The following is a 16,691-nucleotide window of genomic DNA, read 5'->3' on the forward strand; positions in this document are numbered from 1 at the left end:
GCATTTCACCGCTACACAGGAAATTCCACCACCCTCTACCATACTCTAGCTCGACAGTTTTGAATGCAGTTCCCAGGTTGAGCCCGGGGATTTCACATCCAACTTAACGAACCACCTACGCGCGCTTTACGCCCAGTAATTCCGATTAACGCTTGCACCCTCTGTATTACCGCGGCTGCTGGCACAGAGTTAGCCGGTGCTTATTCTGTCGGTAACGTCAAAACACTAACGTATTAGGTTAATGCCCTTCCTCCCAACTTAAAGTGCTTTACAATCCGAAGACCTTCTTCACACACGCGGCATGGCTGGATCAGGCTTTCGCCCATTGTCCAATATTCCCCACTGCTGCCTCCCGTAGGAGTCTGGACCGTGTCTCAGTTCCAGTGTGACTGATCATCCTCTCAGACCAGTTACGGATCGTCGCCTTGGTGAGCCATTACCTCACCAACTAGCTAATCCGACCTAGGCTCATCTGATAGCGCAAGGCCCGAAGGTCCCCTGCTTTCTCCCGTAGGACGTATGCGGTATTAGCGTCCGTTTCCGAGCGTTATCCCCCACTACCAGGCAGATTCCTAGGCTTTACTCACCCGTCCGCCGCTCTCAAGAGGTGCAAGCACCTCTCTACCGCTCGACTTGCATGTGTTAGGCCTGCCGCCAGCGTTCAATCTGAGCCATGATCAAACTCTTCAGTTCAAACATCTTTGGGTTTTGAGAAAACCCTAAACTTGGCTCAGCAATCGTTGGTTACATCTTTGATTTCTCGCGGAGTAACTTGTGATGCTGATAATCTGTTGACTAGCAGTCTGACTCCACAAGCACCCACACGAATTGCTTGATTCAGTTGTTAAAGAGCGGTGGGCTGAGTCTTTCGTCTCAACCGAGGCGCGCATTCTACAGCGCCCGGTGTATCTGTCAAGCGGTTATTTTTGAAGTTTTCAAAGTTTTGCTTTCCAAAACTTCAGCAACTTCAACCACTTGCGCTTCCGATCTCTCGTTAGCGGGAGGCGAATTCTACAGCGTTACTCGCTGCTGTCAACACCTCTTTTTGACCGCTTTCGATCGAGAAGACCGAATCGTTAACGGAGCCATGTAAACCGCCCCACTAACTGCTTCCCAGGCTTCGATGATCTGAAGCCCTGCGCCGCCAAAAATCGTTTAACTCATTGAAACTCAAGGAGTTTTACGTTTCGACTGCGCCGGAAGTGGGGCGAATTATAGACGTCCAGGATTTGCCGTCAACACCTATTTTCACAATTCTGTCACATCAGTCTAAAAGCCCTGCAAACACAGAGGCCGGCGCCCAAGGGCGCCGGCCTCTTCACTGACCCGATTACAAACTGGGGAACGCGAACTGTGAAGCTTCATGGCTGGCACGCTGCGGCCAGCGCTGGGTAATCGCCTTGCGACGGGTATAGAAACGCACCCCGTCCGGACCATAGGCATGCAGGTCGCCGAACAGCGAACGCTTCCAACCGCCAAAGCTGTGATAGGCCACGGGCACCGGCAATGGAACGTTGACGCCCACCATGCCGACCTCGATCTCATCGCAGAACAACCGCGCCGCTTCGCCATCACGGGTGAAGATGCAGGTGCCGTTGCCATACTCATGATCATTGATCAGTTGCATCGCCTCTTCCAGGCTGTTGACCCGGACGATGCACAGCACCGGCCCGAAAATCTCTTCCTTATAGATGCGCATCTCGGGCGTCACGCGATCAAACAGGCAGCCACCCAGGAAGAAGCCTTCTTCATGCCCGACCACACTCAAGCCACGGCCATCGACGACCAGCGAAGCACCCGCCGACACGCCATCCTCTATATAGCCGCTGACCTTGTCCCGATGCTGACCGGTCACCAACGGCCCCATGTCCAGTCCACACGACGTACCCGCGCCGATTTTCAGCGCCTTGATCTGCGGCACCAGTTTGGCTACCAGCGCATCCGCTACCTGATCGCCCACACACACCGCCACCGAAATCGCCATGCAGCGTTCGCCGCACGACCCATAGGCCGCCCCCATCAGCGCACTGACGGCGTTATCCAGATCTGCATCCGGCATCAAAACCGCGTGGTTCTTAGCACCACCCAGTGCCTGAACGCGTTTGCCGCGCCGGGTGCCTTCGGCATAGATGTATTCGGCAATCGGCGTGGAGCCGACAAAACTCAGCGCCTTCACCTCCGGCGCTTCGATCAGCGCGTCCACTGCGGCTTTGTCGCCATGCACCACGCTCAACACGCCTTTGGGCAACCCGGCTTCCAGAAGCAATTGGGCGATCAGCAACGTCGAACTCGGGTCACGCTCGGACGGCTTGAGGATGAAGCAGTTGCCACAAACGATCGCCAGCGGGTACATCCACAGCGGCACCATCGCCGGGAAGTTGAAGGGGGTGATGCCCGCCACCACGCCCAAGGGCTGGAAATCTGACCACGCGTCGATGTTCGGACCTACGTTGCGGCTGTATTCGCCCTTCAGAATCTCCGGTGCCGCGCAGGCGAACTCAACGTTCTCGATGCCGCGCTTAAGCTCTCCGGCCGCGTCTTCCAGGGTCTTGCCGTGCTCTTCGCTGATCAACTGGGCGATGCGCGACTCGTTCTGCTCCAACAACTGCTTGAACCGGAACATTACCTGCGCTCGTTTGGCCGCCGGTGTGTTGCGCCAGGCCGGAAAAGCCGCCTTGGCCGCATCGATAGCCTGCTGGATCGTCGCACGATCAGCCAGTGGCACCTTATGAATCGCCTGGCCGGTGGAAGGGTTGAACACGTCGGCGGTACGAGCGCTGTCGCTCAGCAGTTCGCCATTGATCAAATGCGCAATGAGGCTCATGGGGACTCCAGAATGTTATCCACAGGCGCCCACTGCCGGACGCCCATATTGAAAGCTATATAGAAGGATGCGTCAGTCGAGCTTGTTCAGCACTTCACCGACCGCATCGAACAAACGATCCAGATCCTGTGGCTTGCTGTTGAACGTTGGCCCGAACTGCAGAGTGTCGCCGCCGAAGCGCACATAGAACCCGGCTTTCCATAACGCCATGCCTGCTTCGAACGGACGCACGATCGCGTCGCCATCACGCGCTGCGATCTGGATCGCCCCGGCCAGGCCATAGTTGCGGATGTCGATGACGTTCTTCGCCCCCTTCAGGCCATGCAAGGCATTCTCGAAATGCGGTGCAACCTCAGCCACGTTCTGCACAAGGTTTTCCTTTTGCAGCAGATCCAGCGCCGCCAAACCTGCCGCGCACGCCACCGGGTGCGCCGAATAGGTGTAGCCATGGGGAAATTCCACCGCGTACTCAGGCGTCGGCTGGTTCATGAACGTCTGGTAGATCTCGGAGCTGGCTATCACCGCGCCCATGGGGATCGCGCCATTGGTGACCTGCTTGGCAATGCACATGAGATCCGGGGTCACGCCGAAACTATCGGCACCGAACATCGAACCGGTGCGGCCGAACCCGGTGATGACCTCGTCGAACACCAACAGGATGCTGTGCTGGTCGCAGATCTCCCGCAGGCGCTTGAGATAACCCTCAGGCGGCACCAGCACACCGGCGGAACCGGCCATCGGTTCGACAAACACCGCGGCGATGTTGGAGGCATCGTGCAGCTCGATCAGCTTCAACAGCTCGTCGGCCAAGGCGATACCGCCCTCTTTTGGCATGCCACGAGAATAGGCATTGCTTGCCAGCAAAGTGTGGGGCAAGTGATCAACGTCCATCATCGCCTGGCCGAACAACTTGCGGTTACCGCTGACGCCGCCAAGGCTGGTACCGGCGATATTCACGCCATGGTAACCACGAGCACGACCGATCATCTTGGTCTTGGTCGCCTGGCCCTTGAGACGCCAGTAGGCGCGGACCATTTTCACCGCGGTATCGGCACACTCGGAACCGGAGTCGGTGAAGAACACATGGTTGAGGTTGCCCGGTGTCAGGCTGGTGATTTTTTCCGCCAGCTGGAACGACAACGGGTGGCCGTACTGGAAGCCCGGCGAGTAATCGAGGGTGCCCAACTGTTTGGCGACCGCTTCCTGGATTTCCTTGCGGGTGTGCCCGGCGCCGCACGTCCACAGACCCGACAGCGAGTCGTACACCTTGCGCCCTTTGTCATCCACCAGCCAACTGCCTTCGGCGGCGACGATCAGACGTGGATCGCGCTGGAAGTTGCGGTTGGCGGTGTAAGGCATCCAGTGGGCATCAAGCTTGAGCTGGCTGGCCAGGGAGCCGGCAGCATGTTCGGGCATGTTCATCGACAAAACCTCGCAGGATAGGAGCGACAGGGATCGAAAGACGTTCTTGCAGCTAACTTGCCACGGCGATAAAGTCGGTGAAATCCAACTTTTCTAACCTTCAGTCAGCGGATCACTAAACTATGAGTGCGCGTCGTCCCGATCCGCTGGCCCAGGTCAGCGACTTTGATATTCGTCTGTTGCGCATTTTTCGCAGCGTGGTGGAGTGCGGTGGATTCTCCGCAGCGGAAACGGTGCTTGGGATCGGTCGCTCCGCCATCAGCCAGCAGATGAGCGACCTTGAACAGCGTCTTGGCCTGCGGCTGTGCCAGCGCGGGCGTGCGGGCTTTTCCCTGACGGAGGAAGGCCGCGAGGTCTATCAATCGGCGTTGCAACTATTAAGTGCACTGGAAAGCTTTCGCACCGAAGTCAACGGCCTGCATCAGCACTTGCGCGGCGAATTGATCATCGGCCTGACCGATAATCTCGTCACCCTGCCCCACATGCGCATCACCCATGCCCTGGCCCAATTGAAGGAGCGCGGGCCTGACGTGCAGATTCAGATTCGCATGATCGCTCCCAATGAAGTCGAACAAGGCGTACTTGACGGTCGACTGCATGTCGGCGTGGTGCCCCAGGCCAGCGCCCTTTCCGGGCTGGAGTATCAACCGCTCTACAGCGAACGCTCGCTGTTGTATTGCGCGGTCGGGCATCCGCTGTTTTATGTGGATGACCAACAACTGGACGACGCTCGCCTCGACAGCCAGGATGCAATCGCACCAACCTTCCGCCTGCCCGCCGAGATCCAGGCCCACTACCAGGCGCTCAATTGCACTGCCAGTGCATCGGACCGCGAAGGCATGGCGTTCCTGATTCTTACAGGGCGCTACATCGGTTACCTGCCGGATCATTACGCTAGCCTGTGGGTCCAGCAGGGACGGTTGCGCGCCCTCAAGCCCACGGTCCGTTTCTATGATTTGAGCCTGGCGTCGGTCACGCGCAAGGGGCGTCGGCCTCATCTGGTGCTGGAGAGTTTTCTCCAGAGTCTGGCGGCAACTCGCTAACGCCTTGACCCTATGTCGATCGCCACTGAGGGCTTTTGGTGTGATGGCACTTGTCGGATCGCTGCCGGTGCGCTATCAACGCATTTGCTTGCCCCACAGACCCAGCCCGGAAAAGCCCATGACCTTTGAAGTCCCTGCCCACGGCGGCAAGCCCACCAGCCGCATTCGTCAAAAAAACGAAGAGACCATTCTCAAGGCTGCCGAAGATGAATTCGCCCGTCACGGGTTCAAAGGCACCAGCATGAATGCCATTGCCTTGAAAGCCGGGCTGCCCAAGGCGAACCTGCATTATTACTTCACCAACAAGCTTGGGTTGTACGTGGCGGTGCTGAGCAACATCATCGAGTTGTGGGACAGCACCTTTAATACCCTCACCGCCGAGGATGATCCGGCCGAAGCCCTGACCCGCTACATACGCGCCAAAATGGAGTTTTCCCGCCGCCAGCCCCAAGCGTCCCGGCTTTTCGCCATGGAAGTGATCAGCGGGGGGGAATGCCTGACTGAATATTTCAACCAGGATTATCGCGCCTGGTTCAACGGTCGCGCGGCGGTGTTCCAGGCCTGGATCGATGCCGGCAAGATGGATCCGATCGACCCCGTGCACCTGATCTTTCTATTGTGGGGAAGTACTCAGCATTACGCCGACTTCGCCACCCAGATCTGCCGCGTGACCGGGCGCAGCAAGCTGACCAAGCAGGACATGATTGATGCCGGCGACAACCTGATCCGCATCATTCTCAAGGGCTGCGGCCTGAAACCAACTTTATAAGATCCTCATGCCTTTTACCCTCACCGGCTTTTGTGAATACCGCGAAGAGATTCGCAAAAGCCGCTTCATCACCCTCGCCGCCCCTATCACCAGCCCCGCCGATGCCGTGGCCTTTATAGAACAGCACAGCGATCTGAACGCCACGCACAACTGCTGGGCCTGGAAACTCGGCGACCAATACCGCAGCAACGACGACGGCGAACCGGGTGGCACCGCCGGGAGACCGATTCTGGCGGCCATCGAAGCCCAGGCTTGCGATCAGGTCGTGGTGCTGGTGATCCGTTGGTACGGCGCAATTCAGTTGGGCACCGGAGGGTTGGCCCGGGCGTATGGCGGGGGCGCAAACAAATGCCTGCAAAACGCCGAGAAGGTTGAATTGATCAGCCGCGTGGCGCTGCGCTGCACCTGCGGTTTCGCGGAACTGGCTCTGGTGAAACTGCGGGTGGCCGAATGCGGCGGGCTGGTGAACGCAGAGAGCTTTACAGCCAATGGCGCGGACTTGCAGGTGGCCGTGGGTGAAGCGCAGATCGAAACATTGCAAAAGCAATTGGCCGACCTGAGCCGTGGACGGATTCTGCTGGAGCGATGAGAGCGAAGGTTTCTGCGACTTTTCAGGGCAAAGCCCATTGTGCGACTTGCCCACATCCACTGTGCACCCGACTGTGGATAACCTGAGCACATTCCGCTGTAACCCTTCTGTCATGCGGCTTTGCGGCCGTTGTGCGTTTTTTGATCAAAGCACTGTTTTCTGTACGAATTCGTCAGCAAAACAAATGCTTGCGAGGTTTTATCACCTTTAGAAGAAAGCCGGGCGCTGGTTATGCCTGACCCTCAGGCTTGCGCACAATAACTGTGGAACATCCTGTGGATAACCCGTTCATGGCTCACCCCGTCCCATGAAAAACATGGCTCGCAGTCGCCTGATCATTTTTTAACCACCCGTTTCGGGGCACAAACAACGCCCGGATCACCCTGCTCGCCCCATTGCGGTGCCCGATCAATAGTGCAAGTGCTGGCGTGTATGCCAAGCCGACAGCCAAAGCGCGGGGCTCGCTGACATTTCCTGACCTACTGGCCAGGAAATTGCTTTATCCACAGGCATTCATGTCCCTTGACCCGAGCCTGTCATGTCCGACCCCGATTCCATCCCGCGCCTGCAATTGCGCAAGATCAGCAAACGCTACCCTGGTTGCCTGGCCAATGACGCCATCGACCTGAGTATCCAGCCCGGCGAGATCCACGCGCTGCTCGGCGAAAACGGCGCTGGCAAAAGCACCCTGATGAAGATTATCTACGGCGTTACCCAAGCCGATTCGGGCGAGGTGATCTGGCAAGGCCAACAGGTCGACCTTCGCAACCCGGCCCAGGCCCGCAGCCTGGGGATCGGTATGGTGTTCCAGCATTTCTCGCTGTTTGAAACCCTCACCGTGGCGCAGAACATCGCCCTGGCCATGGGCGCGGCGGCCGGCACACCGGCGCAACTGGAGCCACGAATCCGCGAAGTTTCCCGACGCTACGGCATGGCCCTGGAGCCGCAGCGGCTGGTCCACAGCCTGTCGATTGGCGAGCGCCAACGGGTGGAGGTCATTCGCTGCTTGATACAGGACATCCGCCTGCTGATTCTCGATGAACCCACCTCAGTGCTGACGCCCCAGGAAGCCGAAGACCTCTTCGTGACCCTGCGGCGCCTGGCGAGCGAAGGCTGCAGCATTTTGTTCATCAGCCACAAGTTGGGCGAGGTCCGCGCGTTGTGCCACAGCGCGACGGTGCTGCGCGGCGGACGGGTGTCGGGGCATTGCACACCGGCGCAATGCTCGGACCAGGAGTTGGCACAGTTGATGGTCGGCGAAGCGGCCGGGCTGATCGCAGACTATCCCAAGGTCAGTGCAGACAAAGCGTTCCTTGAGATCCACAAACTGTCATGGCCAAACCCAGACCCGTTCGGTTGCTCGTTACGCGATATAGACCTTGAGGTACGCAGCGGTGAAATCGTCGGTATCGCCGGAGTGGCGGGTAATGGCCAGGACGAGTGGCTGGCATTGCTCAGCGGTGAAACGCAACTGCCCCGCCACAAAGGCGAGACGATCCGGTTCGACGGGCAACCTGTGGCGCATCTGCGCCCCGATGCCCGTCGCCGCCTCGGGCTGGCATTTGTTCCAGCCGAACGCCTGGGCCACGGCGCCGTGCCGCAGTTGAGCCTGGCGGATAACGCCCTGCTCAGCGCCTTCCAACAAGGACTGATCAGTTGCGGCCTGATTCAACGGCGCAAGGTCGAGCACCTGGCCGAGGAGATTATCCGTCGTTTTGGGGTGAAGACGCCTGACACCAAAACCCCGGCGCTCAGCCTATCGGGGGGCAACCTGCAGAAATTCATCCTTGGTCGGGAAATCCTTCAGCAGCCCAAGCTACTGGTAGCGGCACATCCGACCTGGGGCGTGGACGTCGGCGCGGCAGCGACCATCCACAGGGCCCTGATTGCCTTGCGCGACGCGGGTGCCGCGATTCTGGTGATCTCTGAAGACCTCGATGAACTGTTCCAGATCAGCGACCGCCTCGGCGCTTTGTGCGGCGGGCGTTTGTCCGCCTTGCGGCCCACCGTCCAAACCCGGCCAAGCGACGTCGGCGGCTGGATGGCCGGCCAGTTCGACGCCCCTCAGTCCCCTGATCCCGCGACGGTCTAACGGAGTTTTTTATGCTGCTGTCTCTTGAACCCCGCGGCCAACAATCGCGCCTGATGCTTTGGTGCTCGCCGCTGCTGGCCGCCGTATTGACCCTGGGCTGTGGCTCGCTGCTGTTCACCGCGCTGGGGCATGATCCATTGCAAACCTTGTACACCTTGTTGATCGCACCGATCAGCGATCTATACGGCGTGTCCGAATGGCTGGTCAAGGCCTTGCCGATTCTGCTCTGTGCCCTCGGCCTGGCGGTGGCCTACCAGGCACGAATCTGGAACATTGGCGCCGAGGGACAACTGCTATTGGGCGCCCTGGCCGGCAGCGCTGTCGCGGTGAACATCATCGGCATGCAAAGCCGCTGGACACTGGTGTTGATTCTGCTGACCGGCACCCTGGCCGGTGCCGCCTGGGCCGGGCTCACGGCGTGGCTGCGCACGCGCTTCAATGCCAATGAAATCCTGACCAGCATCATGCTCAACTACATCGCGCTGAACCTGCTGCTGTTCTGCGTTCACGGGCCGCTGAAAGACCCGGCCGGGTTCAACTTTCCGGAGTCGGCCATGTTCGGCGATGCCAGTCGCCTGCCATTGCTGGTGGAAGACGGGAGGCTTCATGCCGGGTTGTATTTCGCCCTGCTGGCGCTGGTGGCGGTCTGGGTGTTGCTGCAGAAAAGTTTTGTCGGGTTTCAAATCAAAGTGTTGGGCCTGGACGCTCGCGCCGCCGGTTTCGCCGGCTTCCGTCAGAAGCCGCTGGTGTGGCTGGCGTTGTTGATCAGCGGCGCGCTGGCCGGGCTCGCTGGTGTCTGCGAAGTGACCGGGCCAATCGGCCAACTGGTGCCGCAGGTATCGCCGGGCTACGGCTATGCGGCGATTACCGTGGCGTTCCTCGGGCGTCTGAATCCCATCGGCATTCTGTTCGCCAGCCTGTTGATGGCCTTGTTGTACATCGGCGGCGAAAGCGCACAGATGTCGCTAAACCTTCCCCAGGCGATCACCCAGTTGTTCCAGGGCATGATGCTGTTTTTCCTGTTGGCCTGCGACGTACTGATCCTCTATCGGCCACGCCTGAACCTGCGCTGGGCCCGGCGCACCCGGACCACCGCCGTACAGGCAGGAGCGCTGTGATGGATATCGACCTGTTGAGCAATATTTTCTACGCCATGATCCGTTGCGGCACACCGTTGCTGCTGGTGGCCCTGGGTGAGCTGATCTGCGAGAAAAGCGGTGTTTTAAACCTGGGCCAGGAAGGCATGATGCTGTTCGGCGCGGTAATCGGTTTTATCGTCGCGTTCAACAGCGGCAACCTGTGGCTTGGCGTGCTGCTGGCAATGGCCGCCGGGATGCTGTTATCGGCGCTGTTCGCGTTGGTGGCGCTGGCGTTCAACGCCAATCAGGTGGCCACCGGATTGGCGCTGACGATTTTCGGCGTGGGGCTGTCGAGTTTTGTCGGAGCAGCCTGGGTCGGCAAGCCGCTGGCGGGGTTCGAGCCACTGGCGATTCCCTACTTGAGTGACATCCCGTTGATCGGGCGGATGCTGTTTGCCCAGGATCTGCTGGTGTACCTGTCTTTTGCACTGTTTGCCCTGGTAGCGTGGGTGATAGTGAAAAGTCGCGTCGGGCTGATCATCCAGGCGGTGGGGGAAAATCCCGATGCCGCCAGCGCCATGGGCTTGCCAGTGTTGCGGGTGCGGACCCTCGCGGTGCTGTTCGGCGGTGCCATGGCCGGGCTGGCGGGTGCCTATCTATCGCTGGCCTACACGCCGATGTGGGCCGAGAACATGAGCGCCGGACGCGGCTGGATCGCCCTGGCGCTAGTGGTCTTCGCCAGTTGGCGAGTCTGGCGCCTGCTGCTGGGCGCCTATCTGTTTGGCCTCGCCAGCATCCTGCACCTGGTGGCCCAGGGGTTGGGGCTGGCGATTCCGTCGAGTCTGCTGGCGATGCTGCCGTATGTCGCAACCATCGTGGTGCTGGTGCTGTTGTCCCGGGATGCCGTGCGTACCCGGCTGTATGCGCCCGTGTCGCTGGGGCAGCCCTGGCAGGCGGGGCATTGAGATAGACCGCGGCGCGCCTGTCGCGGGCAAGCCTTGCTCCCACAGTTTTTCATGAACTCAACAGACTTTCAGTGCTTTCATGAACTCCACAGACTTTCAGTGACTTGTGGGAGCAAGGCTTGCCCGCGATGAAGCCCGAACAGGCAACACCTGCATAACGCCCCACACCAACTCGAAAAACAGAAAAACCCACAACACCGCACTGGCCCCATGAAGTAGTGCATAAAGCTGCCAGGCCGCAAACAGAAACCGTCCCGCCGCGTCATAACGCCCGTACAGCGGTTGCGGATCACGAATCCGCAGCACCGCCCATACACAGACAATCGAACCCAACAAATTCGCCATCAGCATGTGCACCGGCGCGAACGCTGGCAGCTCGCCCGGCAGGTTTAACATTTGGCTGATGCTCACCAACACGCCGTGTACCGCCGCAAAACTCCACGGCGTGGCAAATGCCGCTGTCACGATCAGGTCGTACCAGGCACTGCCGCGCACCAATCGGCGGTATTGCATTGAAGTCCACATGGGCATTGCTCCAGATAATCGGGGAGCAAAGAAGCTAAAGCCTGGGGTATGCTCCAGGGTCAAGCCCTGCGGAGACTCATCATGCGCATTGGTGAACTGGCCCTGGCCTGTGCCGTCAGCCGTGACACGCTGCGTTTCTATGAGGCACGCGGGCTGATCGCGGCACGACGCAGTGCCAATGGCTATCGCGATTACCCCGCCGATATGGTGCAGCTGGTGCTCTACATCAAGACCGCCCAGCGCCTGGGTTTTACCCTCGGCGAGATCGGTAACAGCGTCGCCGCCCTGTGGCACGCACCGGACCCGGACCGCGCCGTGACGCAATTGCTGCAAGACAAACTGAACCTGATCGAAACCCGTATGACCGAACTCGACGCGTTGCGTCACGAGCTGCAACAACGGCTCGGGCAACGTTGTCCATTAAATCCGTGACCTTTTTTCATCAAGGATGCTCCTCATGAATTCGGCAAAAAACGCATTGATCATTGGCGCCTCCCGAGGCCTGGGCCTAGGCCTGGTGAAGACACTGCTGAGCGATGGCTGGAGCGTGACCGCCACCGTGCGCAACCCGCAGAACGCCGAGGCGTTGAAGGCGCTTGGACCGGTGCGGATCGAAAAGCTCGACATGGACGACCAGCAAGCCGTCATCGCCCTGAGCCAGCAGCTCAAGGACGAAACCTTCGACCTGTTGTTCGTCAATGCCGGCGTCAAAGGCCCTGATACCCAGACCCCCGGCGGCGCGACGCTGGCCGAAGTCGGTCAGTTGTTCTTCACCAACGCCGTGGCGCCGATCAACCTGGCCCAGCGTTTCGCCGGCCAGATCCGTGATGGCAGCGGCGTGCTGGCATTCATGAGCTCCGTGCTGGGCAGCGTGACCATGCCAGACGCCCCGGAACTGGCGCTGTACAAGGCGAGCAAGGCTGCACTCAATTCCATGACCAACAGTTTCGTCAGCCAACTGGGCGAACAGACGCTGACCGTCCTGTCACTGCACCCCGGCTGGGTGAAGACCGACATGGGTGGCGAAGGCGCGGACATCGATGTAGAGACCAGCACCCGGGGCCTGATTGATCAGGTCAATGCCTTTGCCGGCAAGGGTGGGCATCATTTCGTCAACTACAAGGGCGAGACGATTCCCTGGTAACCCAAGCCCTCCCCTTGTGGGAGCGAGCCTGCTCGCGATTGCGGTCTGACATTCACCATGATGTCGACTGACACACCGCTATCGCGAGCAGGCTCGCTCCCACATGGCTCCCGTTCAACTCTGGAAATGTGCCCCTCAACCTGAGTAAACTCCGTACCTCGCCCCTCCAACGGGCGACCCTGGATCAGCAGACAGGGCATCACTGAGCTGGCTAACCTGAACCCACTTTCAGAGGAGCCGGCCACCATGCCTGCGACCCGTACCTGGTTAAAAAACCCCCTCGCCATCTTCACGGCCAACGACCTCGATGCCCGTGGTGGTCTCGTCCTGCAAAACGGCGTGATCGTCGAACTGCTGAGCGCCGGCCAACAACCCACCCAGCCCTGTGACACTGTCTTCGATGCCCGCGAGCATGTGATCCTGCCGGGGCTGATCAACACCCATCATCATTTCTACCAGACCCTGACTCGCGCCTGGGCGCCGGTGGTGAACCAACCGCTGTTTCCGTGGCTGAAAACCCTCTACCCGGTATGGGCGCGGTTGACGCCGGAAAAACTCGCCCTGGCAAGCAAAGTGGCACTGGCCGAACTGCTGCTTTCAGGCTGCACCACCGCAGCCGATCACCATTATCTGTTTCCCGAAGGCCTGGAAAACGCCATTGATGTGCAGGTGCAAAGTGTCCGAGAGCTGGGCATGCGCGCGATGCTGACCCGCGGTTCCATGAGCCTGGGCGAAGCTGACGGAGGCTTGCCGCCGCAACAGACCGTGCAGCAGGGACAAGTGATCCTCGAGGACAGCCAGCGGTTGATCACCCAATACCATGAGCGCGGCGACGGTGCGCACATCCAGATTGCCCTGGCGCCTTGTTCACCGTTTTCGGTCACGCCGCAAATCATGCGCGCCAGCGCCGAGCTGGCGGAGAAACTCGACGTGCGCCTGCACACCCACCTGGCCGAAACTCTCGATGAAGAAGATTTCTGCCTGCAACGCTTCGGCCTGCGCACTGTGGACTACCTGGACAGCGTCGGCTGGCTCGGCCCACGCACCTGGCTGGCCCACGGCATTCATTTCAACCCTGATGAAATCACCCGCCTCGGTGCCGCCGGCACCGGTATCTGCCATTGCCCAAGTTCCAACATGCGCCTGGCCTCGGGCATCTGCCCTACCCTGGAACTCACCGCCGCCGGCGCACCGCTGGGCCTGGGTGTGGACGGCTCGGCATCCAACGATGCCTCGAACATGATCCTGGAGACCCGCCAGGCGTTGTACATCCAGCGCCTGCGCTATGGCGCGCAGGCGATCACCCCACAACGAGTGCTGGGCTGGGCGACACGCGGCTCGGCGCAACTGCTGGGGCGCAGCGATATCGGTGAACTGGCGGTGGGCAAGCAGGCTGACCTGGCGCTGTTCAAGCTCGACGAACTGCGCTTCTCCGGCAGTCACGATCCGGTCTCGGCCCTGCTGCTGTGCGGCGCGGACCGGGCGGACCGGGTAATGATCGGCGGGCAGTGGCGGGTCATCGACGGGCAGGTCGAGGGGTTGGACCTGAAGGGGTTGATTGCCGATCACAGCCAGGCGGCGCGGGAGCTGATCGCCGGCGCCTGACCGGACGCCATCGCGGGCAAGCCTTGCTCCCACAGGTCTCGCGGCAAGGCTGACTTCATAAACACCCACCATTCATTGTGGGAGCAAGGCTTGCCCGCGATGCTCTTCTAGAGGCCCAGCAAGGACAACATGATAAACGTCGCAAACAACACAAAATGGGTCATGCCTTCAATGGCATTGGTTTCCCCATCATTGAGGTTGATGGCGCAGACGATCAAGGTGATGAAGATCATCACCGTCTGCACCGGGGTCATTGCCATCTGGAACGGCTGGCCGGTATAGAGCGCCATCGCTTCCATCACCGGCACCGTGAGGATCACGGTGGACAGCGAAGCCCCCAAGGCGATATTCACCACCGACTGCATGCGGTTTGCCAGCGCCGCGCGCAAGGCGGTGAGGATTTCCGGTGCCGCGGAAATGGCGGCCACCAGAATCGCCGTAACCACCGGCGGCGCGCCTGAACCTTCCAGCCCCAGGTCGATGGTTTTGGACATGACTTCGGCCAACGCTCCGATCACCACGATGCCAAACACCAGTGCCGCGATAGAGAACGTCAGGCTGATAGGTTTCGGCTGGTTTTCCAGCGGCTCTTTCCTGCGGCGTTTTTCCGGGTAGCTGTAGCTGAAGAAGTAACTGTGAGGCCCCACCTGCATGCGCAGGAACAGGGTGTACAGCACGATCATCGCGCCGATGGTGAATGCCGAATAGAGCTTCCAGCTCTCTTGGGGAATGAACTCCGGCACCACCATCGACACGCCCATGGCGGTGAGAATCATCACACTGTAGGTGCGCGCCGAATCATCGTTGTAAGCCTGCTCGCCATGCTTGATTCCGCCCATCAGCGCCGCAAGGCCGAGAATGCCGTTGATATCGAGCATCACCGCTGAATAAATGGTATCGCGCACCAGCGTTGGCGAGGCTTCGTTGCTCATCATGATCGCCAGGATCACCACTTCTACCAGCACCGCCGCCAGGGTGAGGATCATAGTGCCGTAAGGGTCACCGACCTTTTCCGCCAGCAACTCTGCATGATGGGCGACACGCATGGACGCCGCGACGATAAAACCAATCAGAACCAACCCGCCAATCAACGCCACCACCTGTCCACTGCCCAGCAGCCAATGCTCCAGCGGGTAGGCGACACATGCGGCGAGCAAGGCCAGCAACAACAGTTTTTCTTGCTTGATCAGGGAGAGCATCGCGGGCCTTTAACCGTGGGCGGGTGATGAGTTACTGACTGTGGGGGGAGGCGAACGTTCGCGCGAAGTGCCGCACCAGTGAGTGGCGAGAGGGAAGCAGATGCACCTTTATTGTTCTCAAGGGCCTCATCGCGGGCAAGCCCTGCTCCCACAGGTATTACAGCGCAATTGTGAGAGCAAGCCTGATGCAACATGGTTTGGCCTTGCACTTGTGGGAGCAAGGCTTGCCCGCGACGGCTGTGTCAAGACGCCGAATATTTGTTGTCTTGTTGGTCAGCATTTTGCATTAGCGCTGTTCAGCCAACCTCACAACAAAATGGAGTTCGAGTTCATGCACAAGCGTCCCTTGAAGAAGTTGCTTTGCGCCATCGCTGCAACTGTCGGTCTGAGCGCCGGCCTGAATGCCAGCGCCGCCGACCCGCTGAAGGTCGGCTTCGTCTATATCGGCCCTATCGGTGACCACGGCTGGACCTACCAGCATGAACAGGGACGCAAGGAACTGGTGGCGAAACTCGGCGACCGAATCACCACCAACTATGTGGAAAACGTGCCCGAAGGCGCCGACGCCGAGCGGGTGATCCGCAACATGGCCAAAGACAAGTATGACCTGATCTTCACCACGTCCTTCGGCTACATGAACCCGACTTTGAAGGTCGCCAAGCAATTCCCCAAGGTGACCTTCGAACACGCCACCGGCTACAAACAGGACAAGAACCTGGGCACTTATCTGGCACGCACCTATGAGGGTCGCTACGTCGGTGGTTTCATCGCGGCAAAGATGACCAAGAGCAAAAAAATCGGCTACGTCGCCTCCTTCCCGATTCCAGAAGTGATCCGCGATATCAACGCTATCCAACTGGCCCTGAACAAGTACAACCCCGGCACTGAAATCAAAGTGGTGTGGGTCAACTCCTGGTTCGATCCGGGCAAGGAAGCCGACGCCGCCAACGCGCTGATCGACCAGGGCGTGGACGTGGTGTTCCAGCACACCGACAGCCCGGCGCCGATCCAGGCCGCCGAGCGGCGCGGCGTCTACGCCGTCGGCTACGCTTCGGACATGGCCCACTTCGGTCCCAAGGCGGTGCTGACCTCCATTGTCAACGACTGGGGCCCGTACTACATCCAGGCGACCCAAAGCGTGATCGACCATAGCTGGAAATCCCAGGACTACTGGGGCGGTCTGAAGGAAGGCACGGTGAAGCTGCCGATCAGCGACCTGGTGCCTGCGACGGTCAAAGTCGAAGCCGAGCAAATCATCGCCGACATCGAGAGCGGGGCTTTCCATCCGTTCACCGGACCGATCAAGGACCAGGCCGGCGTCGAGAAAATCCCGGCGGGCGTGAGCGCTACCAATGCGGAACTGGCGTCGATGAATTACTACGTCGAAGGTATGAAGGCTGAGATTCCCAAATAATCCCAGCCCCAACACATCACC

General features: G+C 59.7%; 14 protein-coding genes and 1 rRNA gene (1 of these 15 only partly in view). 10 read left to right on the top strand and 5 right to left on the bottom strand.

The window, feature by feature from the left end; translation table 11 throughout:
- The 3 genes from PSH57_RS25185 to aptA form a co-directional block, all read right to left on the bottom strand.
- Window positions 1-693 (bottom strand): 16S ribosomal RNA (locus tag PSH57_RS25185) (it extends 842 nt beyond the left edge of the window).
- Between the two features lie 637 nt (window positions 694-1,330).
- Window positions 1,331-2,824 (bottom strand): CoA-acylating methylmalonate-semialdehyde dehydrogenase, encoded by a 1,494-nt coding sequence (locus tag PSH57_RS25190; RefSeq protein WP_305386024.1) that lies wholly within the window; start codon window positions 2,822-2,824, stop codon window positions 1,331-1,333.
- Between the two features lie 72 nt (window positions 2,825-2,896).
- Complete coding sequence (gene aptA / locus PSH57_RS25195; RefSeq protein ID WP_305386025.1) at window positions 2,897-4,246, bottom strand: omega-aminotransferase AptA; 1,350 nt, start codon at window positions 4,244-4,246, stop codon at window positions 2,897-2,899.
- A gap of 122 nt (window positions 4,247-4,368) precedes the next feature.
- Between aptA and PSH57_RS25200 the strand changes: the two genes are divergently transcribed.
- From PSH57_RS25200 to PSH57_RS25225, 6 genes are all read left to right on the top strand, one after another.
- On the top strand, window positions 4,369-5,289 hold the full coding sequence (locus PSH57_RS25200) for a LysR family transcriptional regulator (RefSeq protein WP_305386026.1): 921 nt from the start codon (window positions 4,369-4,371) through the stop codon (window positions 5,287-5,289).
- A gap of 118 nt (window positions 5,290-5,407) precedes the next feature.
- Window positions 5,408-6,058: a TetR/AcrR family transcriptional regulator gene (locus PSH57_RS25205; RefSeq protein WP_305386027.1), complete on the top strand. Its 651-nt coding sequence runs from the start codon at window positions 5,408-5,410 to the stop codon at window positions 6,056-6,058.
- A 7-nt stretch (window positions 6,059-6,065) separates the two neighbouring features.
- Window positions 6,066-6,647, top strand: a complete 582-nt coding sequence (locus PSH57_RS25210; RefSeq protein ID WP_305386028.1) for an IMPACT family protein — start codon at window positions 6,066-6,068, stop codon at window positions 6,645-6,647.
- Window positions 6,648-7,185: 538 nt separating this feature from the next.
- A complete protein-coding gene (locus PSH57_RS25215) occupies window positions 7,186-8,739 on the top strand; it encodes an ABC transporter ATP-binding protein (protein WP_305386029.1) in 1,554 nt (517 codons plus the stop codon).
- Window positions 8,740-8,750: 11 nt separating this feature from the next.
- The gene (locus tag PSH57_RS25220) at window positions 8,751-9,857 is read left to right on the top strand and encodes an ABC transporter permease (RefSeq protein ID WP_305386030.1); all 1,107 of its coding nucleotides are present in this window, start codon (window positions 8,751-8,753) and stop codon (window positions 9,855-9,857) included.
- Window positions 9,857-10,783 (top strand): ABC transporter permease, encoded by a 927-nt coding sequence (locus PSH57_RS25225; protein WP_305386031.1) that lies wholly within the window; start codon window positions 9,857-9,859, stop codon window positions 10,781-10,783. The genes PSH57_RS25220 and PSH57_RS25225 overlap by 1 nt, the downstream gene beginning before the upstream one ends.
- Before the next feature lie 96 nt (window positions 10,784-10,879).
- On the opposite strand, the gene PSH57_RS25230 is transcribed toward PSH57_RS25225, so the two are convergent.
- Window positions 10,880-11,308, bottom strand: coding sequence for a hypothetical protein (locus PSH57_RS25230; protein WP_305386032.1), 429 nt, complete (start codon window positions 11,306-11,308; stop codon window positions 10,880-10,882).
- 81 nt (window positions 11,309-11,389) lie between these two features.
- On the opposite strand from PSH57_RS25230, the gene PSH57_RS25235 reads away from it, so the two are divergent.
- The 3 genes from PSH57_RS25235 to PSH57_RS25245 all read left to right on the top strand — a co-directional run bounded on the left by PSH57_RS25235 (window position 11,390) and on the right by PSH57_RS25245 (window position 14,057).
- The gene (locus PSH57_RS25235) at window positions 11,390-11,740 is read left to right on the top strand and encodes a MerR family transcriptional regulator (protein WP_305386033.1); all 351 of its coding nucleotides are present in this window, start codon (window positions 11,390-11,392) and stop codon (window positions 11,738-11,740) included.
- A gap of 25 nt (window positions 11,741-11,765) precedes the next feature.
- The gene (locus PSH57_RS25240; protein WP_305386034.1) at window positions 11,766-12,452 is read left to right on the top strand and encodes an SDR family oxidoreductase; all 687 of its coding nucleotides are present in this window, start codon (window positions 11,766-11,768) and stop codon (window positions 12,450-12,452) included.
- A 246-nt stretch (window positions 12,453-12,698) separates the two neighbouring features.
- Window positions 12,699-14,057 (top strand): 8-oxoguanine deaminase, encoded by a 1,359-nt coding sequence (locus PSH57_RS25245; protein ID WP_305386035.1) that lies wholly within the window; start codon window positions 12,699-12,701, stop codon window positions 14,055-14,057.
- A 107-nt stretch (window positions 14,058-14,164) separates the two neighbouring features.
- On the opposite strand, the gene PSH57_RS25250 is transcribed toward PSH57_RS25245, so the two are convergent.
- Window positions 14,165-15,256: a calcium:cation antiporter gene (locus PSH57_RS25250; RefSeq protein WP_305386036.1), complete on the bottom strand. Its 1,092-nt coding sequence runs from the start codon at window positions 15,254-15,256 to the stop codon at window positions 14,165-14,167.
- 331 nt (window positions 15,257-15,587) lie between these two features.
- On the opposite strand from PSH57_RS25250, the gene PSH57_RS25255 reads away from it, so the two are divergent.
- Window positions 15,588-16,670 carry a BMP family ABC transporter substrate-binding protein gene (locus tag PSH57_RS25255; protein ID WP_305386037.1) on the top strand — a complete coding sequence of 361 codons (1,083 nt, stop codon included), beginning with the start codon at window positions 15,588-15,590 and terminating at the stop codon, window positions 16,668-16,670.
- The last annotated feature ends 21 nt before the right edge of the window (window positions 16,671-16,691 follow it).

It is taken from the genome of Pseudomonas hefeiensis, from assembly GCF_030687835.1.
GTDB classification, from domain to species: domain Bacteria; phylum Pseudomonadota; class Gammaproteobacteria; order Pseudomonadales; family Pseudomonadaceae; genus Aquipseudomonas; species Aquipseudomonas hefeiensis.

Excerpts from the sequence above, each read along its gene's own strand:
- PSH57_RS25190 (WP_305386024.1), bottom strand. The coding sequence starts at position 2,824 with ATGAGCCTCATTGCGCATTTGATCAATGGCGAACTGCTGAGCGACAGC.
- aptA (WP_305386025.1), bottom strand. The coding sequence starts at position 4,246 with ATGAACATGCCCGAACATGCTGCCGGCTCCCTGGCCAGCCAGCTCAAG.
- PSH57_RS25200 (WP_305386026.1), top strand. The coding sequence starts at position 4,369 with ATGAGTGCGCGTCGTCCCGATCCGCTGGCCCAGGTCAGCGACTTTGAT.
- PSH57_RS25205 (WP_305386027.1), top strand. The coding sequence starts at position 5,408 with ATGACCTTTGAAGTCCCTGCCCACGGCGGCAAGCCCACCAGCCGCATT.
- PSH57_RS25210 (WP_305386028.1), top strand. The coding sequence starts at position 6,066 with ATGCCTTTTACCCTCACCGGCTTTTGTGAATACCGCGAAGAGATTCGC.
- PSH57_RS25215 (WP_305386029.1), top strand. The coding sequence starts at position 7,186 with ATGTCCGACCCCGATTCCATCCCGCGCCTGCAATTGCGCAAGATCAGC.
- PSH57_RS25220 (WP_305386030.1), top strand. The coding sequence starts at position 8,751 with ATGCTGCTGTCTCTTGAACCCCGCGGCCAACAATCGCGCCTGATGCTT.
- PSH57_RS25225 (WP_305386031.1), top strand. The coding sequence starts at position 9,857 with ATGGATATCGACCTGTTGAGCAATATTTTCTACGCCATGATCCGTTGC.
- PSH57_RS25230 (WP_305386032.1), bottom strand. The coding sequence starts at position 11,308 with ATGTGGACTTCAATGCAATACCGCCGATTGGTGCGCGGCAGTGCCTGG.
- PSH57_RS25235 (WP_305386033.1), top strand. The coding sequence starts at position 11,390 with ATGCGCATTGGTGAACTGGCCCTGGCCTGTGCCGTCAGCCGTGACACG.
- PSH57_RS25240 (WP_305386034.1), top strand. The coding sequence starts at position 11,766 with ATGAATTCGGCAAAAAACGCATTGATCATTGGCGCCTCCCGAGGCCTG.
- PSH57_RS25245 (WP_305386035.1), top strand. The coding sequence starts at position 12,699 with ATGCCTGCGACCCGTACCTGGTTAAAAAACCCCCTCGCCATCTTCACG.
- PSH57_RS25250 (WP_305386036.1), bottom strand. The coding sequence starts at position 15,256 with ATGCTCTCCCTGATCAAGCAAGAAAAACTGTTGTTGCTGGCCTTGCTC.
- PSH57_RS25255 (WP_305386037.1), top strand. The coding sequence starts at position 15,588 with ATGCACAAGCGTCCCTTGAAGAAGTTGCTTTGCGCCATCGCTGCAACT.